Genomic DNA, 24,564 nt, shown 5'->3' on the forward strand with positions numbered 1-24,564 from the left:
GCGAACACTGGCCCCGCGTCGGCCGTGCCCGGCCCGGTCACGCCGGGCGGCGGGTCAGGGAGAGCAGGTCGCGGGCCGGGCCGGCCGGGCGGGCGCCCGTCGGCCAGACGGCCCGCAGCGCCCGGGCCAGGCCCGCACCGGCCACCGGCACCTCCACCAGCCGCCGGGACCCCAGCTCGTCCCCCACCGCCAGCTCCGACAGCACGCACGGCCCCGCCCCGCTCAGCGCCGCCGACTTCACCGCGGTGGTGGACGCCAGCTCCAGCAGCGGCTGCGCCAGTCCCCCGGACCCGGCCAGCGCCGCGTCCAGCACCTGCCGGGTCCCCGATCCCCGCTCGCGCAGGATCAGCGGGGTCGCCGCCAGCTCCTCGGCCGCCACCCCGCGCGGGCGCCGCGCCCACGGGTGCCCAGGAGCCACCGCCACCACGAGCCGGTCCTGCGCGATGACCGCCGAGTCCAGTCCCTCGGGCACCGAGAGCCCCTCCACGAAGCCCAGGTCCGCTTCGTGCGCGAGGACCAGCTCGGCGACGATCGCCGAGTTCCCCGCGTGCAGGGACACCGCGGTCCCCGGCCGCTGCCCCCGCAGTGCGATCAGCCACCCGGGCAGCAGGTACTCCGCGATCGTCATACTGGCCGCGACCCGCAGCCGCGAGTCCCGCTGTCCCCGCAGCGCCTGCGCGCCCACGTCGAAGGCCTCGGCCGCCTCCACCACCCGCCGCGCCCAGTCCGTGACCAGCGCGCCCTGCGCCGTCAGCGTCGAGCCGCGCGGCGAGCGGTCCACCAGCGCCACCCCCAGCCGGGTCTCCATCGCCCGGATCCGGCTGCTCGCCGCCGGCTGGGTGATCCCCAGCCGCCGGGCCGCCCCGCTCAGGCTGCCGACCCGCGCGACCGTGAGCAACAGCTCCAGCGCGCCCAGGTCCGGCACCCGGTGCGCCAGCGGCACCCGTTCCTCATTACCCATAAACCCAGTTTATGCCCTCATACGGAACCGCCCCCTCCCCCCGGCCGCGCCCGGCCACGAGGCTGGGGCCATGGCCACCACCCTCGTGCGACCCCGCACCACCACCGCACCTGCGCCCCGGGCCCACAAGGCCCCCGCGCTCCGCAACCTCGGCCCCAACTGGTACGCCTGCGTGATGGGCACGGCGATCGTCGCCAACGCCGGCGCCACCCTCCCGTACCAGCTCCCCGGCCAGCGCGTGGCCTGCCAGCTCGTCTGGGCGCTGTCCGCCGCGGCCCTCGCCGTCCTGCTCACCGCCCGCGCCGGGCACTGGCTCCACCACCGCGACCAGGCGCGCGCCCACCTGCTGGACCCCGCCATGGCCCCGTTCTACGGGTGTCTGGCCATGGCCCTGCTGGCGGTCGGCGGCGGCACCATGATCGTCGGCAAGGACCTGATCGGCACCCCGGCGGCCGTCGCCGCCGACGCCGTGTTCTTCACCGCCGGGACCGCGATCGGCCTCCTGATGGCGGTACTGATCCCCTACCTGATGGTGGTGCGGCACCGGATCGAGCCCCAGCAGGCCTCCCCCGTATGGCTGCTGCCCCTGGTCTCCCCCATGGTCTCCGCCGCCCTCGGCCCGCTGCTCATCCCCCACCTGCCCGCCGGCCAGCCCCGCGAGGCGATGCTGCTGGCCTGCTACGCCCTCTTCGGTGTGAGTCTGCTGGCCGTCCTGCTGATGCTGCCCCTCGTCTTCGGCCGGCTGATCGTGAACGGGCCACTGCCACTGGCGCTGACCCCCACCCTGTTCCTGGTCCTGGGTCCCCTCGGCCAGTCGGCCACCGCCGTGAACCAGCTCGCCGACCTGGTTCCCCTGTCGATCGGCGCCCCCTACGCGGACGCGTTCGGCGCCTTCGCCGTGGTCTACGGGGTGCCCGTGCTGGGCTTCGCCCTGCTGTGGCTGGCCCTCGCCACCGCGCTGCTGGTCCGGGCGGCCCGGGGCGGCATGGGGTTCGCGATGACCTGGTGGGCGCTGACCTTCCCCGTCGGCACCTGCGTGACCGGAGCCGCCGGCCTGGCCCGTCACACCGGCCTGACCGCCTTCGCCTGGCTGGCCGCCGCCCTGTTCCTCACCCTGCTGGCCACCTGGCTGCTGACCGCCGCCCACACCCTGCGCGGCCTGCTCACCGGCCGGCTGCTGCCCCGTTAGGGGGTGTCTGGCGGATCATGGCCGGGCCCGGCCCGCCTGGCACCGCGGCTTGCCGCGTTGTCGTCGGTCACCCACGTCCCCCAGCCATCTCCCCCAGACTCCGTCCGGGGGGGACCCCAGAGGTACCCCCACCGCGGTGGCTCCCTCCTCCGCCGTGCAATCCACGGCACCGGCCGACCCGGGCTATCCGACCCTGATCCGCCAGACACCCGCTACCGCGCGGCCCGCAGCGCCCGCGCCAGCACCGCCGGGGCCTCGACCAGCGAGGGCCCGTACCAGGTCAGGTGCCGGCCGCTGACGAGGGCGGCCGGCAGGTCCGGGAACGCCTCGGGGCCGTCCTCGGCCGTGAACCGGTACGGCTCGTCCGGCAGGACCACCAGATCGCAGCCCGCGCCGTCCAGGCCGGTCGGGGCGATGCGCGGGTAGCGCTCGGCGTGTCCGGCGTGGACGTTGCGCACGCCGAGCCGGGCCAGCAGGTCCCCGGCGAAGGTGTCCCGGCCCAGCACCATCCACGGCCGCCGCCACACCGGTACGACGGCGCGCAGCGGACCGAGCGGCTCCGCCGACGCCCACGCGGCCTCCGCCTCGGCCAGCCAGGACGGCCGCGCCAGCCCCAGCGCCCCCACCAGCACCCGGTCCAGTTCACCGAAGGCCTGCGCCAGCGTGCGGACCTCGGTGACCAGCACCGGCACTCCCGCCGCCCCGAGGGCCGCCAGGTCCGGCGCCCGGTTCTCCTCCTCGTTGGCGATGACCAGGTCCGGGCGCAGCGCGGTGATCGCGGGCACGTCGGGGTTCTTCGTCCCGCCGATCCGTACCGCTCCCCCGAGGTCCCCGGGGTGCGTGCACCAGTCGGTGACCCCGACGAGCAGGCCGGGCGCGCTGACCGCCACCGCCTCGGTCAGCGACGGCACCAGCGAGACGACCCGCCGCACCCCGCTCAGTGCTCCGGGGACGGCGGCTCGGACGTCGCGTGGATGTGCTCGCCCACCGCCACCACCAGGATCCGGGTGTCCTCGCTCACGGCCCGCCAGCGGTGCCGTACGCCACCGGACAGGAACAGCGCGTCGCCGTTCTCCAGCCGGTACGCCCGCCCCTCGGCCTCCACCTGGCAGGCGCCCGCGACCACGTACATCAGCTCGTCGTTGCGGTGCTGGTACTCGCGGCCCGCGTCCTGGTCCCCGCTGAATTCGAGCGCGTGCAACTGGTGGTGCCCGCGTACGAGGGGACGCACGCCCGGGGCCGGCGCCAGGCCGGAGTCGTCCCCGGCCCGTACGAGGTCCACCGTGCGCGCGGTGTCGGAGGCGGCCAGCAGTTCGACGGCCGTGGTCTCCAGCGCGTCCGCGACCCGCTCCAGGGAACGCATGCTGGGCCGGGCCCGCTCGTTCTCTATCTGGCTCAGGAAGGGGACGGACAGGCCGCTGCGCGCCGACACGACGGCGAGGGTCAGATGGAGCGCGCGGCGCCGTTTGCGTACGGCGACGCCCACCCGGAGCGGCCGCTCCTTGCCGTCCTTCTCCTTCTCGTCCCTGCCGTCCGTGCCGATCTTGCCGTCCTTGTCGTTCATGTCGGGGCTGCCCTCCCCCACTCGTCGCACATCGGTGTGCTGTAAGCACCTTACGCAGCAACCGCCCCCGGATTCGCGTTCACGGCAGGACCGGCCGCCGGCCGCGGGCGGCGGGGCGGCTGCGGCATCATCGTCAGCGTGACGACACGACGCCTGATGCTCCTGGACACCGCCTCCCTCTACTTCCGCGCGTACTTCGGCGTGCCGGACTCCGTGAAGGCCCCGGACGGCACGCCGGTCAACGCCGTGCGCGGCCTGCTCGACTTCATCGGCCGGCTGGTCCAGGACCACCACCCGGACGACCTGGTGGCCTGCATGGACGCCGACTGGCGGCCGCAGTGGCGGGTGGAGCTCATCCCGTCCTACAAGGCGCACCGGGTCGCGCAGGAGCGCGAGGGCGGCCCCGACGTCGAGGAGACGCCGGACACCCTCACCCCGCAGGTACCGATCATCGAGGCGGCGCTGGACGCGTTCGGGATCGCCCGGGTGGGCGTGGCCGGGTACGAGGCGGACGACGTCATCGGGACGCTCACCGCCCGGGCCACCGGCCCGGTGGACATCGTCACGGGCGACCGGGACCTGTACCAGCTGATCGACGACGAGAAGCGGCGGCGCGTGCTGTACCCGCTCAAGGGCGTCGGCTCGCTCCAGGTGACGGACGAGGCGTGGCTGCGGGAGAAGTACGGAGTGGACGGCCCCGGCTACGCGGACCTGGCGCTGCTGCGCGGGGACCCGAGCGACGGCCTGCCGGGGGTCCCCGGCATCGGTGAGAAGACGGCGGCGAAGCTGCTGGACGCGTTCGGCAGCCTGTCCGGGATCATCGCGGCGATCGACGACCCGAGGTCGAAGCTGACCCCCGCGCAGCGCAAGCGGCTGGACGAGTCCCGGCCGTATCTGGCCGTCGCCCCGAAGGTGGTCAAGGTCGCCTCGGACGTCCCGCTGCCGGCCTTCGATCCCGCCCTTCCGGCGGCGCCGGCCCAGCCCGAGCTGGTCGAGGCGCTCGCCCGCCGGTGGGGCCTGGGCGGAGCCGTGGCCCGGCTGGGCAGCGCACTCCACCGGTGAGATGCTAACTTAGGGGAACCTAAGTTTCTGTGGAGTCAGGGGAGACGCCGTGGCAGAAGGACGCGCCCGCTCGGTCGGCACCGCCGTCGTCGTACGTACCGAGCGGCTGACGCCGCACATGGTGCGGGTGGTGCTGGGCGGAGACGGGCTGGCCGGATTCGGCGCGGGCGGCTTCACCGACCACTACGTGAAGCTCCTCTTCGCCCCGGTCGGCGTCCGCTATGACACCCCCTGGGACCTGGACCGGATCCGCGCCGAGCACCCGCGCGAGGAGTGGCCGCGCCAGCGGGCGTACACCGTCCGCAGCTGGGACCCGGTGCACCGGGAGCTGGCCCTCGACTTCGTGGTGCACGGCGACGAGGGCCTCGCCGGGCCCTGGGCGGCCTCCGTCCAGCCCGGCGAGGAGGTCCGCTTCCTCGGCCCGGGCGGGGCCTACGCCCCCTCCCCGACCGCGGGCTGGCACCTGCTGGCGGGCGACGAGAGCGCGCTGCCGGCGATCGCCGCGGCGATGGAGCGGATGCCGGCGGGCGCGGTGGTGCGCGCGTTCGTGGAGATCGACGGCCCGGCCGACGAGCAGAAGATCGCCACCCCGGACGGCGTCGTCCCGGTCTGGCTGCACCGCGGCGACCGCCCGATCGGCGAGGCCCTGGTGGAGGCGGTCTCGGCGCTGGAGTTCCCCTCGCACGACGTCCACGCCTTCGTCCACGGCGAGGCGGGCTTCGTGAAGGACCTCCGCCACCACCTCCGCGTGGCCCGCGGCATCCCGCGCGAACGCCTCTCCATCTCGGGCTACTGGCGCCTGGGCCAGACGGACGAAGGCTGGCGAGCGATCAAGCGCGACTGGAACGCCCGCATCGAAGCCGAACAAGAACCCGCCGCCGCGGCCTGACATCCAGCCCGGGGCCCGATCCAGCCCCCGGCATTGAAGGCGCGCCCAACCCAGCCCCGCCGGCATTGGAGACGCGCCCAACCCAGCCCCGCCGACATTGAAGGCGCGCCCAACCCAGCCCCGCCGACATTGGAGGCGCGCCCACCCCAGCCCCGCCGGCGTTTGAGGCGCGGGGCCCCAGCGCTACCCGCTCGCCCACTACGACGGCGACACGTTCAGCTTCGAGACCCGCGGCGAGAACGCGGTCGGCCGCACCGGTGCCACCTTCACCGGCGCCACCCTGCGCATCGAGCACCTGGACGCCACCCACCTGGGCACCTTCACCCACCGGTAGCCGCCCCGGCAGGGCCTACGCTGGACCCCGATGAGACGCAGATCCCACATCCCGCCCGCCCCCCTGCCCCAACTGGCCGGCATCGACCCGGTCCGGCTGCGGCTGCCCCCCGACCCGGACGGGCTGTGGCCGGACCTCGGCGCCTACCTCGCCGCGCGCTACGCCGGCACCCGCGGCGCCGAGTCCATGGCGCGGCTGCTGGACTCGGGCCGCGTCCTCGGCCCCGGCGGGCGCGTGCTGCGCCCGCGCGACCCGTACGAGCCGGGCGCGTTCCTGTGGTTCCACCGGGACATGCCGCCCGAGCCGGTCGTGCCGTTCCCGATCCGCGTGGTCCACCGCGACCCGCACCTCCTGGTCGTGGACAAGCCGCACTTCCTGGCGACGACCCCGCGCGGCACCCACGTCTTCCAGACCGCACTGGCGCGGCTGCGCGCGGAACTGGACCTGCCCGCCCTCAGCCCGGCGCACCGCCTCGACCGGATGACCGCCGGACTGGTGATGTTCAGCATCCGCTCCGAGGACCGCGGCGCCTACCAGTCGCTGTTCGAGCAGCGGAAGGTCTTCAAGGAGTACGAGGCCGTCGCGCCGCACGATCCGCGGGTCCGGCTGCCGCGTACGGTACGCAGCCACATCGAGAAGGTGCGCGGCGAGATGGCCGCGGTGGAGGTGGCGGGCGCCGAACCGAACGCCGAGAGCCTCGTCGAGCTCATCGCCACCCGCGGGGAACTGGGCCGCTACCGGCTGACCCCGCACACCGGGCGCACCCATCAGCTGCGGGTGCACATGAACAGCCTGGGCCTGCCGATCCTGGGCGATCCCGTCTACCCGGTGGTCGCCGCGGCCGCGGACCCGGCCGACTACCGGCGCCCGCTCCAACTCCTCGCCCGCCGACTCGCGTTCACCGATCCCCTGACCGGCACCGCCCACCGCCTGGAGAGCGGCCTGACCCTGCGGGCCTGGGACGACCTCCCCGGCTGGGAGACCGGCCCCTGAGGCGAAAACGCCTCAAGGGTCACAAGTCAAGGGGCCGCAAGGGGGTCGAGGGCCTCAAGCCTTCTCGCTGACCCCGGCGACCCGCAGCGCCGCGTCCGCGGCGGCCTCGGCGAAGGCGGCGACCGGCCGCGCCGGGTCGGAGCGGTGGGTGAGCATGACCCCCTCGATGAGGCCGAAGACGAGGTCGTTGCGCAGGGCCAGCCCGGCCCGGTCCCCGGCCAGTTCGGCCCCGACGGAGGTGGCGCGCAACAACTCCCGGTAGGAGCCCCGCAGTTCCCCGCGCATCCGGTGGAACTGCGCGAACCGGGTCCCGCGCACTTCGGGCAGCAGGTAGAGGGCGCCGAGGTTGTACGGGCCGCCGCACAGCAGCAGCACCTCGGAACGGCACAGCTCCCACAGCCGCCGCGCGGCGGGGAGCGCACTATCGGCCAGCAGCCGGCGGGCCAGCGCCAGCGAGGGCGCGACCGTGGATTCCAGCAGTTCGGCGAGGAGTTCCTCCTTGCCGCCGAAGTAGTGGTACATCGTCGCCTGGCGCATTCCGGCCCGTTCCGCGACGGTCCGTGTGGTGGTCGCCGCGTACCCGTGCACCGTGAACAGCTCGGCCGCCGCGCACAGGAGTTCCTCGCGCGGCGGCCGGCCACCGTGCCGTCTCAGCTGATCAGCGCGTGGCCGACCGACCCGTCTCGGCCCTTCGTCCGTTCCCCCACTCATGTGCCGATCGTCGCACGGGCCACGTCCGATCGATCATGGCAAGAGATGAGATCCGGCCTTGCCCCTCTCGGAGGAAGACCCAAATCCGGTTAGCCGACGGAGCTGTAGGCCACCACACCCCGAAGGAGCGCGTCCACGGCCTTACGGGCATTTCGCGCCACCGTGCTGCCGCCCTGGGAGGACGGCGGGGCGGAGGACGCCGGCGCGGCCGCCGCGATCTGCCCGAGCACGTCGATGACTTGCTTGCACCAGCGCACGAAGTCACCGGCCGGCATCTCCGCCTCGCGCAGCACCTCGTCCAGGCTCTTGTCGGACGCCCACTGGTAGGCCGCCCATGCGAAGCCGAGGTCCGGCTCGCGCTGGCCCACGCCCTCCGCCTGGTTGATCCGGTGCTCCTCCTCCAGGGCGTCGAGCCGGCCCCAGATACGGACCATCTCGCCCAGCGCCGCCTTCGCCGCGCCGCCCGGCACCTTGGGCGCCACCGCGTCGTCGGACTGGCGCGCCTCGAACACCAGCGCCGAGACGCAGGCGGCCAGTTCGGCCGGGTTCAGCCCCTCCCAGACGCCCTCGCGCAGGCACTCGGACGCCAGCAGGTCCAGCTCCCCGTACAGCCGGGCGAGCCGCTTGCCGTGCACGGTGACCTCGTCCTCGCGCAGGTAGTCCAGCTCGGTCAGCAAGGCGTGGATCCGGTCGAAGGTGCGGGCGATGGTGTTCGTCCGCCCCTCGATGCGCCGCTCCAGCTGCACGGTGTCCCGCTTGAGCCGGTGGTAGCGCTCGGCCCAGCGGGCGTGGTCCTCGCGCTCGTCACAGCCGTGGCAGGGGTGCGCCCGCAGCTCGGCGCGCAGCCGGGCGATCTCGCGGTCGTCGGCCGCGGCGGCCCGCCCGCGCCCCCGCCGCTCGGGGACTATGTGCCCGGCCTTGGCCCGCAGCGCGGACGCCAGGTCCCGACGCGACTGCGGTGAGCGCGGGTTGAAGGTCTTCGGGATCCGCATCCGGTCGATCGCCTCCACCGGGACCGGGAAGTCGATCGCCGCGAGCCGCTTGACCTGGCGCTCCACGGTGAGCACCAGCGGCCGCGGCCCCTCGGTGTACTCGTACCCCCGGTGCCCGTTGGACCGGCCGGCCGGCATGCCCGGGTCCAGCACCAGCGCGAGCCCGGCGAACTTGCCGGTCGGCACGTGGATGACATCGCCCGGCTTGAGCTTCTCCAGCGAACCGGCCGCCTGGACCCGGCGCTGCGCCGCGCCCTGCTTGGCCAGCTCCGTCTCGCGGTCCTTGAGGTCGCGGCGCAGCCGCGCGTACTCCTCGAAGTTGCCCAGGTGGCAGGTCATGCCCTCCCGGTAGCCGTCCAGGCCCTCCTCATTGCGCTGCACCTGCCGGGAGATGCCGACGACCGAGCGGTCGGCCTGGAACTGTGCGAACGAGGTCTCCAGCAGCTCGCGCGAGCGGTGCCGCCCGAACTGCTGCACCAGGTTCACGGCCATGTTGTACGAGGGCTTGAAGCTGGAGCGCAGCGGATAGGTACGGGTGCCCGCGAGCCCGGCGAGCGCCACCGGGTCCATGCCGCGCTGCCACAGCACGACCGCGTGGCCCTCGACGTCGATGCCGCGCCGCCCGGCCCGGCCGGTGAGCTGCGTGTACTCGCCGGGGGTGATGTCGGCGTGCTGTTCGCCGTTCCACTTGACCAGCTTCTCCAGGATCACCGTCCGCGCGGGCATGTTGATGCCGAGCGCGAGGGTCTCCGTGGCGAAGACGGCCTTGACCAGGCCGCGGACGAACAGCTCCTCCACGACCTCCTTGAAGGTCGGCAGCATTCCGGCGTGGTGCGCGGCGATGCCCCGCTCCAGCCCTTCGAGCCATTCGTAGTAGCCGAGGACGTGCAGGTCCTCGGTGGGGATGGACGAGGTGCGCGCCTCGACGATCTCCCGGACCCGCAGCCGCGCGCCCTCGTCGTTGAGCCGCAGGCCCGCGTACAGGCACTGCTGGACGGCGGCCTCGCAGCCGGCCCGGCTGAAGATGAAGTTGATGGCGGGGAGCAGGTCCTCGTTGTCGAGCCGGGCGATGACCTCGGGCCGGCTCGGGGTCCAGATCCGGCCGCGGGAGCGCCGCTCGCGCTCGCGGTCGGCCTCGCGGACCATCTTGCCGCGCCGCCGGTCCTTCGGGTTGTACGTGCGGCTGTTCTCTTCCCGCGCCATGCGCAGCAGGTCGGGGTTGACCTCGCGCCGGGCGGAGCCGCGGCCGCCGTGGTCGGACTCCTCCTCGAAGAGGTCGTAGACCTTGCGGCCGGCCATGACGTGCTGCCACAGCGGAACGGGCCGCTCCTCGGAGACGATCACCTCGGTGTCCCCGCGCACGGTGTCGAGCCAGTCGCCGAACTCCTCGGCGTTGGAGACGGTGGCGGAGAGCGAGACCAGGGTGACCGACTCCGGGAGGTGGATGATCACTTCCTCCCAGACGGCGCCGCGGAACCGGTCGGAGAGGTAGTGCACCTCGTCCATCACCACGTAGCCGAGGCCCAGGAGCGACTGGGAGCCCGCGTAGAGCATGTTGCGGAGCACCTCGGTGGTCATCACGACCACCGGCGCCTCGGAGTTGACGCTGTTGTCACCGGTCAGCAGGCCGACCTTCTCGGCGCCGTAGCGCTTGACGAGGTCGGCGTACTTCTGGTTCGACAGCGCCTTGATCGGCGTGGTGTAGAAGCACTTGCGGCCCTGCCGCAGCGCGAGGTGCACGGCGAACTCGCCGACGATCGTCTTGCCGGAGCCGGTGGGGGCGGCGACGAGGACGCCCTTGCCCGCCTCCAGGGCCCGGCAGGCCTCGACCTGGTACGGATCCAGGCCGAATTCGTACATCTCGCGGAAGGGAGCCAGGGCGGTGGCCTCTTCGGCGGCGCGGATCCGGGCAGCGGCGTACCGCTGCGCGGGTGAGAGTTCTTCGGTCATCTTGTCTTCGAGCCTACCCGCCGCCTGTGACAACAGTCGGATCTTTAACGGGCAGCCCGAGGACCGGCCCGAGGACCGGCCCCGGGGGCGGGACCGTCAGGTCGCGTCGTCGTACCCGTTGATCCGCTCGCGCCCGCCGTCGTCCTGCGCGGGCAGGGCCGAGGCGGCCGGAGCCGCCTCCACCGCCCCGATGGGCGCGGGCGTCAGGTCCAGCACGGAGGCCTCGTCGTCGTCCAGATCGGCGTCGGGGTTGCGCCGCTTGCGCCTGCGGTCGTTGAGCAGGCAGAGGCCGAGCGCGATGAAGTACAGGGCGATGATCGGGGCGGCCAGCGACATCATGGTGAGCGGGTCGCCGGTGGGCGTCGCGAACGCCGCGAAGATCGTGATGCCGAGCACCATGATCCGCCACCAGCTCGCCAGTCGCCTGGCGGTGAGCACACCGGTGAAGTTGAGCAGGATCAGCAGCAGCGGCAGCTCGAAGGCGAGACCGAACACGACGACCATGCGCGTGACCAGGTCGAGGTAGTCGTCGACCGGCAGCAGGTTGCGCGCGTTGTCGGGCGTGAACTCCAGCAGGATCATCGCGGTCTGCGGGAGGATCTTGTACGCGAGCACCGCGCCGGCGGCGAACAGCGGCGCTCCGGCCGCGACGAAGCCGACGGCGTACTTCTTCTCGTGGCTGTGCAGCCCGGGAGCGACGAACGCCCACAGCTGGTAGAGCCACACCGGCGCGGAGAGCACCACGCCGGCGGTGAGCGAGACCTTGAGGGCGATCGAGAACGGCGCGATGAGGCCGTTCACGGTCATGTCGGCGCAGGGGCGGCCGTTGCGCTGCGAGACCACCCCGTTGGTGCAGCCCACGGAGTCCAGCATCGGCTTCAGCATGAAGTCGATGAGGTTCTTGTAGAAGAAGGCCGCCACCACGGTGATCACGAGGATCGCCAGGACCGACTTCATCAGGCGGTTTCTCAGCTCACGCAGGTGCTCGACAAGGGGCATCCGCCCTTCGGCGTCCTTGTTCGCTTGACCCTGCTTGCGGGCAGACTTGAGCAACCCACGTCCCTCGTCTCGTTGCAGATGACTGGCGTGACCGGTGAGGCCGCAGGCTGTCAGCCCTGGGTGGTGCGGTTCGGCTCGCCGACCGGACGGGCGCTGGTCACGTCACCGGGCGAGGCCTGGATCGTGCGCGGCGCGACCGGCTGCTGCGGGGCCTGGTCGGCGACGGGGGCGGCGGCGGCTTCCTCGGCCTGGCCGTCCTGCTTCATCGCCTTGGCCTCGCTCTTGAGGATGCGGGCCGACTTGCCGAGGGAGCGCGCCATGTCGGGGAGCTTCTTGGCACCGAACAGCAGGAAGATCACGGCGATGATCAGGAGGATCTCAAGAGGCTTCAGATTGCCGATCATGGGCTGACTTCCTTCTCACCGAAACGGCTGGTTAAGGGCGACGGGCGGCCCGGGACGCAGTCCCGGCACCGCTCCTGCATGGATCGTAACCCCCAGGGGTTAACGCCCGGCAATCACCCGGCGTCTCCCCGCCCCCTGCGGCGCGGGCGGACCCGGACCCGGACCCGGTCAAGGGATCGTACGACCCCGTACGCGAGGTTTCTACGAGGGTACGCCTACCGGCTCGCCGCCCGGCCGGCCCCGGCCAGATCCGTGGCGGCCCGCTCCAGGTCGCCCGCGGCCTCGGTGACCCGGCGGCTGGCCTCGGCCACCTGCGCCGACAGCCGGCGCACCGCCAGGAACACCCGCACGGCCGGCACCGCCAGCACGGCGAGACCGAGGAAACCCAGGGCAATTGCGAGCATCGGCCACAGCATGGGAGGAGCCTAGCGCCGCCGCCGCCTCACACGCTGCGCAGGGTGCACACCCCGCCGCCCGTCAGCAGCTCCACGATCCGGTCCCCGGCGGGCTTGCGCACCTGCGCCCCGCACTGCGGGCAGGTGAACGAGTAGAACGTGCTGCGGCGGCTGCCCCCGATCGCCAGGCGCAGCGCGCCCGCCGCGAGCTCGAACCGCCCGCGGCACTCCGGGCACCCGGCCTTGAAGGTGACCGGACCGCCCCGGGCTGCACCGGCCCCGGGCCGCTTCTGCCCCGGACCGGCGGCCGGTCCCGGGCCGCCCCCCGATGTTGCCGGCATCGCTCCCCCTAGCCCTGTTCCCCGTATCCCGCGAGTGCCGCTCGAGCGGCGCTGCACGCGCTCTCCGCCAGCTCCGGAGGCGACACGATCCGCCCCTCCCGGCCCAGCCGCAGCGCGAGCCGGCGCAGCGAGGCCGGATCCGGGCTGCGCAGCGTGATCCGCAGGCCGCCCCCGGCCAGTTCCTCGGCACTGTCGTGCGGGTAGTACTCGGCGACCCAGCGCCCGCCGGGGCCCACCTCGACCACCACCTCCGGGTCCTCCGCGGCCGGCTGGACCAGCCCCTCCGACAGGTCGCGCGGCTCGATCGCGGGCGGCTCGGCCCGCTCGTCCAGCAGCCGGATCTCCGCGACCCGGTCCAGCCGGAAGGTGCGCCGGGCCTCGGACAGGTGGCACCAGCCCTCCATGTACGTGTGCCCCACCGCGAACAGCCGGATCGGGTCCACCGTCCGCTCGGTCAGCTCGTCCCGCGCCGGCGAGTAGTAGCGCAGCCACAGCCGGCGGCGCTCGGCGATGGCCCGGTCGACGTCCGCGAACACCCCGCCCTCGGACTCGAAGGTCACCGACAGCCGGGAGCTGGCCCCCGCCGCCTCGCCCGCGGCCGCCTCCAGCTTCGCGGTGGCCCGCAGCAGCGCGTCCCGGTCGCTCTCGCGCAGCCCCGGCAGGGTCGCCACCGCCCGGGCGGCGACCAGCAGCGCGGTCGCCTCGTCGGCGGCCAGCCGCAGCGGCTCGGCCGTCGACTCCCCCGACGCGTCGGGGTTGCGCCACCAGATGCGCTCCCCGTCGGTGTCGATGTCGAGCAGGTCCCCGCCGCGGAAGCTCGTCCCGCACATGGGCAGCACGTCGAGGTCCGAGATCAGCTCGTCCTCGGTGATCCCGAAGGCGCGCGCGACGTCGGCGACGTGCGCCCCGGGGCGTTCGCGCAGATACGTCACCAAGGACAGCATCCGGCGGGTCTGGTCAATGGCGTTCGCAGCCATGCTGGTACGTCTCCCCCTCAGGGCGTGCGTTCATGACATCCGAGCGGTACGGATTTCCCCGGCGCGGCCGCTCCCCGCCGCGGCCGGTCAGCCGAGCGCGACGGCGCGCAGCCGGTCCACCACGTCCGCCCGCAGATCGGCGGGCTCCACCACCACCACGTCCGGGCCGAACTCCACCAGCCAGGCGTCCAGGCCGTGCCCGTACGGGATCTCCAACTCGTCCCAGCCGTCGCCGCCCTCCTTGACGGAGGTGGCCCTGGCCCGCAGCGGGTACCCGGCCCCGGCCCGCAGCCGGATCCGCGCGCTGCGGTCCGCGCTCTCCCCGGCCCAGCTCGCCACGGTCTCCCGTACCGTCACCACGTCCGGCACCGGCGCGGTGTACTTGGCGGCCCGCGACCGGACCTTGCCGGTGATCCGCGACAGCCGGAACACCCGCTCCGCCACGCGGTCGCGGTCGAAGCCCGCCAGGTACCAGTGGCCCCGCCAGCACTCCAGCGCCCACGGCTCCACCTGCCGGGTCTCCGGGTGGGCGGCGGTGGACTTGCGGTAGTCGAACACCACCGGCCGCCGGTCCCGGCAGGCCAGCATCAGCGGCTCGAAGGCCGCCTCGTGGACCGGGATGCGCGGCTCGATCGCGCTGTGCTGGCCCTCGTACGGGTCACCGGCCTCCGGCATCCCGCCCGCGCGCAGCTTCTGGAGCGCCCCGCTGGCGGCGCCCGCCAGCCGGGCCTGCTGCCACACCTTGGCCGCCAGTCCCAGGGCGGCGGCCTCCTCGGCGTCCAGGGAGACCGGCGGCAGCCGGTTGCTGTCCCGGCGGGCCAGGTAGCCGGTCTCGCCCTCCAGGTTCTCCACCGTCTCGATCACCAGACCGAGTTCGCGCAGATCGTCCTTGTCCCGCTCGAACATGCGGTTGAAGGACTCGTCGTTCCCCGCTTCCAGGTACGCCTCGATGGAACCCCGCAGCTCACGCTTGCTCAGCGGCCTCCGGGTCCCCAGCAGACACAGCGCCAGGTTCATCAGCCGCTCGGCCTTGGCAATCGCCATCGACGCCCTTCCGCCCTTCCCGACGTACACCCACCGGCGTACACACCCGTGACCGTTGACCGTACCGCCCCGGAGGTCCCCGGCAAAAGCGAGGGCCCCCGCCTCACGGCAGGGGCCCACGGCTGTGACGGCGCGGTCGCTCAGGCGGCCATCAGGTCACAGACGAAGATCAGCGTCTCGCCCGGGGCGATCACGCCGCCGCCGGCGCCACGGTCACCGTACGCGAGGTGCGCCGGGATCGTGATCTTGCGACGGCCGCCCACCTTCATGCCCTGGACACCCCGGTCCCAGCCCTCGATGACCTGGCCGACACCCAGCTTGAACTCCAGCGGGGTACCACGGTTCCAGGAGGCGTCGAACTCCTCGCCGGTCGAGAACGCCACACCCACGTAGTGGACCTTGACGAACGCACCGGCCTCGGCCTCGGCGCCGTCGCCCACCCAGATGTCCTCGACCACGAGGTCGGACGGGGCGGGGCCCTCGGGGAAGTCGATCTCGGGCTTCTCGAGCTTGTCGCTCACGGAACTGCTCCTCATACGAACCAACAGGGGGCGCCTCCCGGCCGGGGCCGGGAGGAAACCGGAACCAAGTGTTACATCACCGCGAGGATGTCGAGGCTGAACACCAGCGTCGAATTGGCCGGGATCGTCCCCTGCTCCTTGTCGGCGAACGCCTGGTCCGGCGGGATCACCAACAGGATCCGGCTGCCGGCCTTCTTGCCCAGGATGCCGTCCTTGAGACCCTTGACCGACAGGTCGGACAGCGGCCACGTCACCACCGTGTCGGTGGCGTAGGTGCTCTCGAAGGTCTTGTCGTCCTTCCAGGTCTTGCCGTTGAACTTCACCACGACCGTGTCGGTGTCCTTCACGACCGGGCCGTCACTCTCCAGGACGTAGTTCGAGACCAGCTTCGCGGGCGGGGCGGCGTCCTTCGGGACGGTCACCGACACTTCCTTGCCGTCCGTGTTCGTACCGACCTTCGGCAGGTCCTTGTCGTCCTGCGGGACTTCCTTGCCCGTCGCCGACACCGGGACGCTGGCACCCTTGACGATGTCCACCACGAACACCAGCGTGGCGTTCGGCTTGATCTTCTCGCCCGAACCCTGCGCGCCGTAACCGAGGTCCGGCGGGATCACCAGCTCGACCCGGCTGCCGACCTTCTTGCCCGCCAGGCCCTGGTCCCAGCCCTTGATGACCATGCCCGCGCCCACGGTCACATCGAAGGTCTTGCCCTTGCTGAAGCTCTCGTCGAAGGGCTCCTTGCCGTCCCACACCTGGCCGTAGTAATTGACCTGGGCGACGTCCTTCGCCTTCAGCACCGGGCCGGTGCCCTCGTGGAGAACCACCGCCTTCAATTCCTTCGGCGGGTCGCCCTTCCCCTTCGACAGGGTCGGCTTCTCCCCGAACTCGGCGCCCTTCGTGATCGCGGGCACCCCGTTCTTCATCTGGGCGGAGTCGGAGCCGCTGTCGTCACCGCAGGCTGCCGTCGTCAGCAGCAGAAGGGGTACGACCAGCAGGCCGGCAAGTCGGCGCACGTGTTCCTCAGATCTCAGACGGCAACGCGGTCGCCCGCCACTCTAAGGCGTGGACGGGGCCCCGTACGAGATACGTACGGGGCCCCGGCCAAGATCAGTGAGATGTCACACTTTGCCGCCGTCCGCCGGGCCGCGGAGCGGCTACATACCGGCGATCAGCTTCTCCACCCGGTCGTCCACCGAACGGAACGGGTCCTTGCACAGCACCGTCCGCTGCGCCTGGTCATTCAGCTTCAGGTGCACCCAGTCGACGGTGAAGTCCCGCCGCTGCTCCTGCGCCCGGCGGATGAAATCGCCGCGCAGCCGCGCCCGCGTCGTCTGCGGAGGCACCGACTTGCCCTCGAAGATCTTGAGGTCGTTGCAGATCCGAGCCGCCTGCCCCTTGCGCTCCAGCAGGTAGTACAGCCCGCGCCGGCGGTGGATGTCGTGATAGGCGAGGTCTATCTGGGCGACCCGCGGATTCGACATCGTCATGTTGTGCTTGTCCCGGTACCGCTCGATCAGCTGGTACTTCATGACCCAGTCGATTTCGGTCCCGACCCGGTCCAGGTCCTCCGCCTCGATCGCGTCGAGGGTACGGCCCCACAGCTCCAGCACCTGCTCCACCACACCCGTACGGATGCCGCGGCGCTCGGCGAAGTCCAGCGCCTTGTCGTAGTACTCGCGCTGGATCTCCAGCGCCGACGCCTCGCGCCCGCTGGCCAGGCGCACCTTGCGCTGGCCCGTGATGTCGTGGCTGACCTCGCGGATCGCCCGGATCGGGTTCTCCAGGGTCAGGTCCCGCATCACGGTCCCCGCCTCGATCATCCGCAGCACCAGGTCGGTGGCCCCCACCTTGAGCAGCATGGTCGTCTCGGACATGTTCGAGTCCCCGACGATCACGTGCAGCCGGCGGTACCGCTCCGCGTCCGCGTGCGGCTCGTCCCGCGTGTTGATGATCGGCCGGGACCGGGTCGTGGCCGAGCTGACGCCCTCCCAGATGTGCTCCGCGCGCTGGCTCACGCAGTAGACCGCACCCCGCGGGGTCTGCAGGACCTTGCCCGCGCCACAGATCAGCTGGCGCGTGACGAGGAACGGAATGAGGATGTCCGCCAGGCGGGAGAATTCACCGTGCCGCGCCACCAGGTAGTTCTCGTGGCAGCCGTACGAATTGCCCGCCGAGTCGGTGTTGTTCTTGAAGAGGTAGACGTCGCCCGCGATCCCCTCCTCGTGCAGGCGGCGTTCGGCATCGACGAGCAGGCCTTCGAGAATGCGCTCGCCGGCCTTGTCGTGAGTGACCAGTTCGGTCAGGTTGTCGCATTCGGGAGTTGCATATTCCGGATGCGAACCCACGTCGAGGTAGAGGCGGGCGCCGTTCCGCAGGAAGACATTGCTGCTGCGGCCCCATGACACGACACGGCGGAAGAGGTAGCGCGCCACTTCGTCAGGTGACAGTCGGCGCTGTCCCCTGAACGTGCACGTGACGCCGTACTCGTTCTCCAGCCCGAAAATGCGGCGGTCCATGACTGAACATTACGCCTTCTGCCCTGTTCTGAAACCGGGTTCGAGAGCGGGGTTCCGATCAGTTTCCCGCGAAGGGCTCCGACACGCCGTCCGCACGGGCCGTACCGGCGTCACCCGGCAGCTGCCCCGCACCACCCGCGCCGGACCCCGCCACCGCCCGGCTGCGCCCGGCCGAGGCCAGCACCCGCTGAGTGGCCGTCAGCACCAGCAACGCCGCGCCACCCGCCACACCCGCCACCGCGAAACCGGCCGCCGTGCCACCCAGTTCCACCGCCGGACCCGCCGCCGCCGTACCGATCGCCGCCCCCACCCCGAAGAAGGTCACCAGCCACGAGAACGCCTCCGTCACCGTCCCCGCCGGAGCGTGCCGGTCCACCACGATGAACGCACACGCGATCGCCGGCGCCAGGAACACCCCCGCCAGCGCCGTCAGCGCCGTCATCGCCACCACCCCCGGCACCAGCATCAACGGCAGATAACCCGCCGCCAGCAACGCCACCAGCACCCGCAGCCGCCGCTCCGGCGCCCCCGGCCACTGCCGGGCCCCGTACAGCACCCCGCCGAACAGCGCACCCAACCCCAGCGCCGCCATCAGCCAGCCGTACACCGCCTGACCGCCATGACCGTCCGCGTACGCCACACCCGCCACCGTGATCGACCCCAGCGCCGTACCCACGAAGAAGAACGCCCCCAGCAGCGCCAGCAGCCCGCGCGAGCGCAGAGCGCCGAGCCAGTGCGCCGCCCGCGGCTCCGAACGCCACTCCCGCGACGGCCGCGACACCACCACCGACAGGGCCCCCAGCACCCCGATCCCGTTGAGCAGCACCAGGGCGACCGCCGGGTCCCACAGCGACACGAACAGCGTCACCAGCAGCGGGCCGACCGTGAACATGACCTCCTGGGCCACCGCGTCCATCGCATACGCGGCATGGACCCGCTCCTCCCTGCCGCCCAGCACCGACGGCCACAGCGCCCGCAGGCCCCCCTCCAGCGGCGGCGTGAACAACCCCGCCACCACCACCGCCGCGTACGCCGCCGCCACCGACCCCGTCCCCGCGAGTGCCAGCCACACCATCCCCAGCGCGGAGACCACCGCCGCCGGCAACTGCACCCGCGGCTGCCCGTACAGGTCCACCGCCCGGCCCAGCAACGGCTGCCCCACGGCGTTCGCCACGCCGTACACCGCCGCCAGCGCCCCCGCGAGGCTGTAGCTGCCCCCCTCCGCCCGGGTGAACAGCACGATCGCGATCGGCGCCGTCGCGTTCGGCAGCCGCCCTATGAGCGTCCCCACCAACAGCCTCGCGGCGTGCCGGGTTTTGAGCAGCTCCGCATAACCCGCGGCCATGTCCGCCCCTTCCTGCCCGGATCAAGCCGGAGTAATACGTATAACGTGACCCGCCATACGTACCATGGCCACAACCCGCCAGTCCAGACGGCCCACCCGCCCCCACCGCCCCCACCCCCGTGACCTCGCACTACAGGAGCCCCGCGTGACGAGACCCACCAGCCGGGACGTCGCCACCGCCGCCGGGGTCTCCCAAGCCACCGTCTCCCTCGTCCTCGGCGACAAATGGCGCGGCCGCGTCTCCGAACGCACCGCCGCCCTCGTCCGCGAAACCGCCACCCACATCGGCTACCGCCCCAACCTCGCCGCCCGCAACCTCCGCCTCGGCAGCACCCGCACCGCCCTCCTCGTCGTCCCCGCCCTCACCAACGAATTCTTCGCCCGCGTCTACACCGGCGCCGCCGAAGTCGCCGCCGAACACGGCTTCGGCGTCGTCCTCTACCCCTCCCCCGACGGCACCGGCCCCGCCCGCGACCCCTTCGCCTCCGCCCGCGCCGCCCTCGACGGAGTCATCGCCTCCTCCATGGCCGCCGACGCCCTCGACGCCATCGGCGGCAACGGCCTCCCCCTCGTCATGCTCGACAGCGACCCGGCCTCCCACACCGCCGCCGCCCACGTCAACCTCGCCATGGCCGACGGCATGCGGCAAACCGCCGAACACCTCCTCGCCCACGGCCACCGCCGCTTCCTCCACCTCGCCTCCGCCGTCGACTCCTGGACCTTCCGCATCCGCGCCCGCGCCCTCGCCGGCCTCCTCAAAGCCACCGCCGAGCTGCGCACCGTACGCGCCCCCCTCACCGTCACCGGCGCCCGCACCGCCCTGGAAGCCGCCCTCACCACCCCCGGCCCCCGCCCCACCGCCGTGATCTGCGACGACGACATCCTCGCCGCCGGCGCCTGCAAGGCCGCCCGCCGCCTCGGCCTGCGCGTCCCCGACGACCTCTCCGTCACCGGCTTCGACGACCTCGCCCTCGCCACCGCCGTCGAACCCGAACTCACCACCGTCCGCCTCCCCGCCGAAACCGTCGGCCGACAGGGCATGACCGCCCTCCTCGCCGTCCTCGAAGGCACCCACTGGTCCGCCCCCGACATCCCCGTCGGCCTCGTCGTCCGCGACTCCTCCGGCCCCGCCCCCCGAGCCTGAACGCACGAAAGCCCCGGCCCGCCGCAACGGCAGACCGGGGCTCCCCCGACACGCACTACTCCGACTCGTCCTCCGGACCCTCGTCGTTCGACACCGCGTCGGCCTGAGCCGCCGCCGGCACGTCCGCCTCCAGCAGCCGCGCCAGCTGCCGGCCCCGGATCCGCTTGAACTTCCGCTGCTGCGGCCGCGTCCGGTCCAGCACCGCGACCTCCAGCCGCTCGGCCGGGATCGACTTGTCCGCACCGTTCGCCTGGCTGGACAGCGCCTGCACCGCCAGCTTCAACGCCTCGGACAGCGTCATCCCGTCCCGGTGCCGCTGGTCCAGGTACGTACTGATCTGCTCGGCATTGCCACCCACCGCGACCGAACCGTGCTCGTCCACGATCGACCCGTCGTGCGGCAACCGGTAGATCTGGTCCCCCGCGGCCGTCGCACCGACCTCCGCCACGACCAGCTCCACCTCGTACGGCTTCTCACCCGCACTGGAGAAGATCGTGCCCAGCGTCTGCGCATACACGTTCGCCAGCCCACGGGCCGTCACGTCATCGCGGTCATAGGTGTACCCGCGCAGATCCGCGTACCGCACACCACCGATCCGCAGGTTCTCGTACTCGTTGTACTTGCCGGCGGCCGCGAAGCCGATCCGGTCATAGATCTCGCTGAACTTGTGCAGCGCACGGGACGGGTTCTCCCCGACGAACACGATGCCGTCGGCGTACTGCAGCACGACCAGGCTGCGACCGCGGGCGATGCCCTTCCGGGCGTATTCCGCCCGGTCGGCCATGGCCTGCTGGGGTGACACATAGAACGGAGTCGACACCGGCTGTCCGTCCCTTTCTTCTGGGTCCTACGGGGCGACGGATGGTCAGAGCAGGGCGGCGCGCGGGCCGTCCGGCTGCTCGAGCCGACGGTTGGTGACCGTACGGGCGATCTCCTGCGACTCGTCGTCGGTCAACCGACGGAAGCCCTCATCGGTGATGACGGTGACGATGGGATAGATGTGACGGTAGAGGTCGGGCCCACCCGTCGCCGAGTCGTCATCGGCGGCGTCGTACAGCGCCTGCACGACCAGCGTGGTGGCCTGCTCCTCCGTCAGGTCGGGGCGGTACAGCTTCTTCATCGAGCCCTTGGCGAAGATCGAGCCCGAACCGGTGGCGGCGAAACCGTGCTCCTCGGAGCGGCCGCCGGTCACGTCGTACGAGAAGATCCGGCCCTTCTCCTTGGCCTCGTCGTACCCGGCGAACAGCGGCACGACGGCCAGCCCCTGCATCGCCATCCCCAGATTGCTCCGGATCATGGTCGAGAGCCGGTTCGCCTTGCCCTCCAGGGACAGGGTCGTCCCCTCCACCTTCTCGAAGTGCTCCAGCTCCAGCTGGAACAGCTTCACCATCTCCACGGCCAGACCGGCCGTACCGGCGATGCCGACGGCGGAGTACTCGTCGGCCGGGAACACCTTCTCGATGTCCCGCTGCGCGATCATGTTCCCCATGGTCGCCCGCCGGTCACCGGCGAGCACGACCCCGCCGGGGAAGGTGACGGCCACGATGGTCGTCCCGTGCGGCGCCTCGACGATCCCCTCCGGCAACTTGCGGTTGCCGGGCAGCATGTCGGGCGCCTGCGCGCCCAGGAAGTCCATGAAGGACGAGGACCCCGGCGTCAGGAAGGCTGCCGGTAGACGCCCTGTGCTACGAGTGTTGGGTTCCACAGGTTTCCTTCCACGTAAGCGGCTGCACGCCGTATGACGTCCGGCCGATCCTTGAACTGCCCCAGTCCGGCGTTGCAGCTGAAGCACAGTACGCCTCGGACCTTACCCGTCTGATGATCGTGATCAACGTGCTCTGCCGGAGCTGTCCGACAGAGCAGGCAGGTCCCGCCTTGAGTCGCGATCATGCCGTCGCGTTCAGCCTCGGTGATGCCGTACTTGCGCTTGAAATAGCTCGCGCGGTTCCGCTGGGCCCGACAGACACGGCAGTAGCTGCTCCAGCCGTCGGATGAAGTTTTGTTGGGCTCCCATTCCGAATGGGGCTTGATTTCCTCGCACTGTGGGCACCGCTTGTGGCCGGACGGCACGGCCACCTTTTCCCGTACCGTCCGCCCCTTCGCGAGCTGGCGTTCTCGATGCTGCTCTGCCTGACAACCCCGACAGTAGGCCTGGAGGCCATCCTTCATCGCCCGATTGGACGCGAACTCAGCCCGTGACCTGTACGTCTTGCAGCGCGAGCATCGCTTCGTCCCCTCGACGCCATCCATCCCCCGCCCCCCGCAGAACCTTCGAATCGAAGGTCAAGCGACCTACTGGCCGCCCTTTTGCACGAATGACCTCACGAAATCCTCAGCATTCTCTTCCAAGACGTCGTCGATCTCGTCAAGCACGGAGTCGACGTCGTCGGAGAGCTTCTCCTGGCGCTCCTTGAGGTCGGTCGATTCTTCGACCGCGGCCTCCTCGACCTCCTCGGTCGAGCGCGTCGCCTTCTGCTGTCCGCCGCCGGTGTCCTTGGTCGCCATGTCTACCTCACCCCGCTCGGTTCGCACGCTCACGTCGAGAGATCCCGGACCGGGACCTCTCCCAAGATCAGACCTTATGCCGGACCCTACAAGGAGGGTCCGACATCCGTCCCCGCACTTTCATAACGTCCGGGTGTTCCCATGATTCCCAGACCGGGGCCTTTTCAGGCCCCGCCCGGGGCCCGGAAAGGGCCGGAGCCGCGGTCAGCGGCCCGACAGGACCCGTACCAGGTCCTCCGCCGTGCGGCAGCGGTCCAGGAGCTCCTTCACGTGGGCCCGCGTCCCGCGCAGCGGCTCCAGCGTCGGTACGCGCTGCAGCGAGTCGTGGCCCGGGAGGTCGAAGATCACCGAGTCCCACGAGGCCGCCGCCACGTCGTCCGCGTACTGCTCCAGGCACCGGCCCCGGAAGTAGGCCCGGGTGTCCTCCGGGGGCTTGCCCTCGGCCCGCTCCACCGCCGGCTCCGCCAGCAGCCGCTTCATCTTGCCGCGGGCCACCAGGCGGTTGTACAGGCCCTTCTCCGGGCGTACGTCCGCGTACTGGAGGTCGACCAGGTGCAGCCGGGCCGCGTCCCAGTCGAGCCCGTCGCGCCTGCGGTAGCCCTCCAGGAGCTCTCGTTTGGCGATCCAGTCCAGCTCCCCCGACAGGCTCATCGGGTCGGTCTCCAGGCGGCCGAGGACGTCCTCCCACCGAGCGAGGACGTCCTTGGTCTGCTCGTCCGCGTCCGTGCCGAACCGCTCGTCCACGTACTTGCGGGCCAGCTCGAAGTACTCCATCTGCAGCTGTACGGCGGTGAGTGTCCGGCCGCTGCGCAGCGTGATCAGGTGGTGCAGGTCGGGGTCGTGGGAGACCTGGTGGAGGGTGCGTACGGGCTGGTCGACGGCGAGGTCGACGTTGATGAACCCGTCTTCGATCATGGACAGGACCAGCGCGGTCGTGCCGAGTTTCAGGTAGGTGGAGATCTCCGAGAGGTTGGCGTCGCCGATGATCACGTGGAGCCGGCGGTACTTCTCGGCGTCGGAGTGCGGCTCGTCGCGGGTGTTGATGATCGGCCGTTTGAGGGTGGTCTCCAGGCCGACCTCGACTTCGAAGTAGTCGGCGCGCTGGCTGATCTGGAAGCCGTGGTCGCGGCCGTCCTGGCCGATGCCGACGCGGCCGGCGCCGGTGACGACCTGGCGGGAGACGAAGAAGGGGGTCAGGTGGCGCACGATGTCGGAGAAGGGGGTCTCCCGCTTCATCAGGTAGTTCTCGTGCGTGCCGTAGGAGGCGCCCTTGTTGTCGGTGTTGTTCTTGTAGAGGTGGATGGGCTGGGCGCCGGGGAGCTGGGCGGCGCGTTCGGCGGCCTCGGCCATGATCCGCTCGCCGGCCTTGTCCCAGAGGACGGCGTCGAGCGGGTTGGTGATCTCCGGGGAGCTGTATTCGGGGTGGGCGTGGTCGACGTAGAGCCGGGCGCCGTTGGTGAGGATCACGTTGGCGAGGCCGATGTCCTCGTCGGTCAGCTGGCTGTTGTCGGCGGCCTCGCGGGCGAGGTCGAAGCCGCGGGCGTCCCGCAGCGGGTTCTCCTCCTCGAAGTCCCAGCGGGCTCGGCGCGCCCGGTGCATCGCCGCCGCGTAGGCGTTGACGATCTGGGACGAGGTGAGCATGGCATTGGCGTTCGGGTGTCCCGGGACGGAGATCCCGTACTCCGTCTCGATCCCCATTACTCGCCGTACGGTCATGCGGCCCTCCTT

The 24,564-nt window shown here is 71.8% G+C and carries 24 protein-coding genes and 1 pseudogene; 5 read left to right on the forward strand and 20 right to left on the reverse strand.

Going from position 1 to position 24,564, the window contains the following annotated elements; all coding sequences use genetic code 11:
* Positions 1-37 precede the first annotated feature (37 nt).
* Positions 38-961 (reverse strand): LysR family transcriptional regulator, encoded by a 924-nt coding sequence (locus ACZ4M3_RS27415; protein WP_467736966.1) that lies wholly within the window; start codon positions 959-961, stop codon positions 38-40.
* A 70-nt stretch (positions 962-1,031) separates the two neighbouring features.
* Between ACZ4M3_RS27415 and ACZ4M3_RS27420 the strand changes: the two genes are divergently transcribed.
* Positions 1,032-2,150: a TDT family transporter gene (locus ACZ4M3_RS27420; RefSeq protein ID WP_467736968.1), complete on the forward strand. Its 1,119-nt coding sequence runs from the start codon at positions 1,032-1,034 to the stop codon at positions 2,148-2,150.
* Between the two features lie 212 nt (positions 2,151-2,362).
* Here the strand turns inward: ACZ4M3_RS27420 and ACZ4M3_RS27425 are convergent, their stop codons facing one another.
* Together ACZ4M3_RS27425 and ACZ4M3_RS27430 are read right to left on the reverse strand one after the other, a co-directional pair.
* Positions 2,363-3,082 carry a helical backbone metal receptor gene (locus ACZ4M3_RS27425; RefSeq protein ID WP_467736970.1) on the reverse strand — a complete coding sequence of 240 codons (720 nt, stop codon included), beginning with the start codon at positions 3,080-3,082 and terminating at the stop codon, positions 2,363-2,365.
* A 5-nt stretch (positions 3,083-3,087) separates the two neighbouring features.
* A complete protein-coding gene (locus ACZ4M3_RS27430) occupies positions 3,088-3,714 on the reverse strand; it encodes a helix-turn-helix domain-containing protein (RefSeq protein ID WP_467736972.1) in 627 nt (208 codons plus the stop codon).
* A 156-nt stretch (positions 3,715-3,870) separates the two neighbouring features.
* Here ACZ4M3_RS27430 and ACZ4M3_RS27435 point away from each other — a divergent pair, with 156 nt between their 5' ends.
* The 3 genes from ACZ4M3_RS27435 to ACZ4M3_RS27445 all read left to right on the forward strand — a co-directional run bounded on the left by ACZ4M3_RS27435 (position 3,871) and on the right by ACZ4M3_RS27445 (position 6,992).
* Complete coding sequence (locus ACZ4M3_RS27435; RefSeq protein ID WP_467737052.1) at positions 3,871-4,776, forward strand: 5'-3' exonuclease; 906 nt, start codon at positions 3,871-3,873, stop codon at positions 4,774-4,776.
* A 49-nt stretch (positions 4,777-4,825) separates the two neighbouring features.
* Complete coding sequence (locus tag ACZ4M3_RS27440; protein WP_467736974.1) at positions 4,826-5,665, forward strand: siderophore-interacting protein; 840 nt, start codon at positions 4,826-4,828, stop codon at positions 5,663-5,665.
* A gap of 364 nt (positions 5,666-6,029) precedes the next feature.
* A complete protein-coding gene (locus tag ACZ4M3_RS27445) occupies positions 6,030-6,992 on the forward strand; it encodes a pseudouridine synthase (protein ID WP_467736976.1) in 963 nt (320 codons plus the stop codon).
* Between the two features lie 54 nt (positions 6,993-7,046).
* Here ACZ4M3_RS27445 and ACZ4M3_RS27450 read toward each other — a convergent pair whose 3' ends face one another.
* From ACZ4M3_RS27450 to ACZ4M3_RS27505, 12 genes and pseudogenes are all read right to left on the reverse strand, one after another.
* Positions 7,047-7,703, reverse strand: a complete 657-nt coding sequence (locus tag ACZ4M3_RS27450; protein WP_467736978.1) for a TetR/AcrR family transcriptional regulator — start codon at positions 7,701-7,703, stop codon at positions 7,047-7,049.
* A gap of 89 nt (positions 7,704-7,792) precedes the next feature.
* The gene (locus tag ACZ4M3_RS27455) at positions 7,793-10,645 is read right to left on the reverse strand and encodes a DEAD/DEAH box helicase (protein ID WP_467736980.1); all 2,853 of its coding nucleotides are present in this window, start codon (positions 10,643-10,645) and stop codon (positions 7,793-7,795) included.
* A 96-nt stretch (positions 10,646-10,741) separates the two neighbouring features.
* Positions 10,742-11,698 carry a twin-arginine translocase subunit TatC gene (tatC, locus tag ACZ4M3_RS27460; RefSeq protein WP_467736982.1) on the reverse strand — a complete coding sequence of 319 codons (957 nt, stop codon included), beginning with the start codon at positions 11,696-11,698 and terminating at the stop codon, positions 10,742-10,744.
* A 56-nt stretch (positions 11,699-11,754) separates the two neighbouring features.
* Positions 11,755-12,048 carry a Sec-independent protein translocase subunit TatA gene (tatA, locus tag ACZ4M3_RS27465; RefSeq protein ID WP_467736984.1) on the reverse strand — a complete coding sequence of 98 codons (294 nt, stop codon included), beginning with the start codon at positions 12,046-12,048 and terminating at the stop codon, positions 11,755-11,757.
* 215 nt (positions 12,049-12,263) lie between these two features.
* On the reverse strand, positions 12,264-12,464 hold the full coding sequence (locus ACZ4M3_RS27470) for a hypothetical protein (RefSeq protein ID WP_467736986.1): 201 nt from the start codon (positions 12,462-12,464) through the stop codon (positions 12,264-12,266).
* A gap of 26 nt (positions 12,465-12,490) precedes the next feature.
* A complete protein-coding gene (locus tag ACZ4M3_RS27475; RefSeq protein WP_467736988.1) occupies positions 12,491-12,784 on the reverse strand; it encodes a hypothetical protein in 294 nt (97 codons plus the stop codon).
* Between the two features lie 8 nt (positions 12,785-12,792).
* The gene (locus tag ACZ4M3_RS27480; protein WP_467736990.1) at positions 12,793-13,761 is read right to left on the reverse strand and encodes a helix-turn-helix transcriptional regulator; all 969 of its coding nucleotides are present in this window, start codon (positions 13,759-13,761) and stop codon (positions 12,793-12,795) included.
* 87 nt (positions 13,762-13,848) lie between these two features.
* Complete coding sequence (locus ACZ4M3_RS27485) at positions 13,849-14,805, reverse strand: helix-turn-helix transcriptional regulator (protein ID WP_467736992.1); 957 nt, start codon at positions 14,803-14,805, stop codon at positions 13,849-13,851.
* A gap of 140 nt (positions 14,806-14,945) precedes the next feature.
* A complete protein-coding gene (locus ACZ4M3_RS27490; RefSeq protein WP_467736994.1) occupies positions 14,946-15,341 on the reverse strand; it encodes an FKBP-type peptidyl-prolyl cis-trans isomerase in 396 nt (131 codons plus the stop codon).
* Positions 15,342-15,397: 56 nt separating this feature from the next.
* The gene (locus tag ACZ4M3_RS27495; protein WP_467736996.1) at positions 15,398-16,339 is read right to left on the reverse strand and encodes an FKBP-type peptidyl-prolyl cis-trans isomerase; all 942 of its coding nucleotides are present in this window, start codon (positions 16,337-16,339) and stop codon (positions 15,398-15,400) included.
* A gap of 141 nt (positions 16,340-16,480) precedes the next feature.
* Entirely contained in the window at positions 16,481-17,842 is a 1,362-nt protein-coding gene (gene pafA, locus ACZ4M3_RS27500) for a Pup--protein ligase (protein WP_467736998.1), read from the reverse strand.
* 9 nt (positions 17,843-17,851) lie between these two features.
* A pseudogene (locus ACZ4M3_RS27505) lies at positions 17,852-19,187 on the reverse strand (MFS transporter).
* Between the two features lie 145 nt (positions 19,188-19,332).
* On the opposite strand from ACZ4M3_RS27505, the gene ACZ4M3_RS27510 reads away from it, so the two are divergent.
* Positions 19,333-20,331, forward strand: coding sequence for a LacI family DNA-binding transcriptional regulator (locus tag ACZ4M3_RS27510; RefSeq protein ID WP_467737000.1), 999 nt, complete (start codon positions 19,333-19,335; stop codon positions 20,329-20,331).
* Positions 20,332-20,386: 55 nt separating this feature from the next.
* On the opposite strand, the gene prcA is transcribed toward ACZ4M3_RS27510, so the two are convergent.
* From prcA to dop, 5 genes are all read right to left on the reverse strand, one after another.
* Positions 20,387-21,151, reverse strand: coding sequence for a proteasome subunit alpha (prcA, locus tag ACZ4M3_RS27515; RefSeq protein WP_467737002.1), 765 nt, complete (start codon positions 21,149-21,151; stop codon positions 20,387-20,389).
* Between the two features lie 45 nt (positions 21,152-21,196).
* Entirely contained in the window at positions 21,197-22,036 is an 840-nt protein-coding gene (gene prcB / locus ACZ4M3_RS27520; protein ID WP_467737004.1) for a proteasome subunit beta, read from the reverse strand.
* A complete protein-coding gene (locus tag ACZ4M3_RS27525) occupies positions 21,988-22,581 on the reverse strand; it encodes an endonuclease VII domain-containing protein (protein ID WP_467737006.1) in 594 nt (197 codons plus the stop codon). Before ACZ4M3_RS27525 ends, prcB begins: the two co-directional genes overlap by 49 nt.
* Before the next feature lie 42 nt (positions 22,582-22,623).
* A complete protein-coding gene (locus ACZ4M3_RS27530) occupies positions 22,624-22,836 on the reverse strand; it encodes a ubiquitin-like protein Pup (RefSeq protein ID WP_030016348.1) in 213 nt (70 codons plus the stop codon).
* A gap of 204 nt (positions 22,837-23,040) precedes the next feature.
* Positions 23,041-24,552 carry a depupylase/deamidase Dop gene (gene dop, locus ACZ4M3_RS27535; protein WP_467737008.1) on the reverse strand — a complete coding sequence of 504 codons (1,512 nt, stop codon included), beginning with the start codon at positions 24,550-24,552 and terminating at the stop codon, positions 23,041-23,043.
* Positions 24,553-24,564 lie beyond the last annotated feature (12 nt).

The sequence above is a fragment of the Streptomyces sp. NPDC026522 genome, from assembly GCF_055567555.1.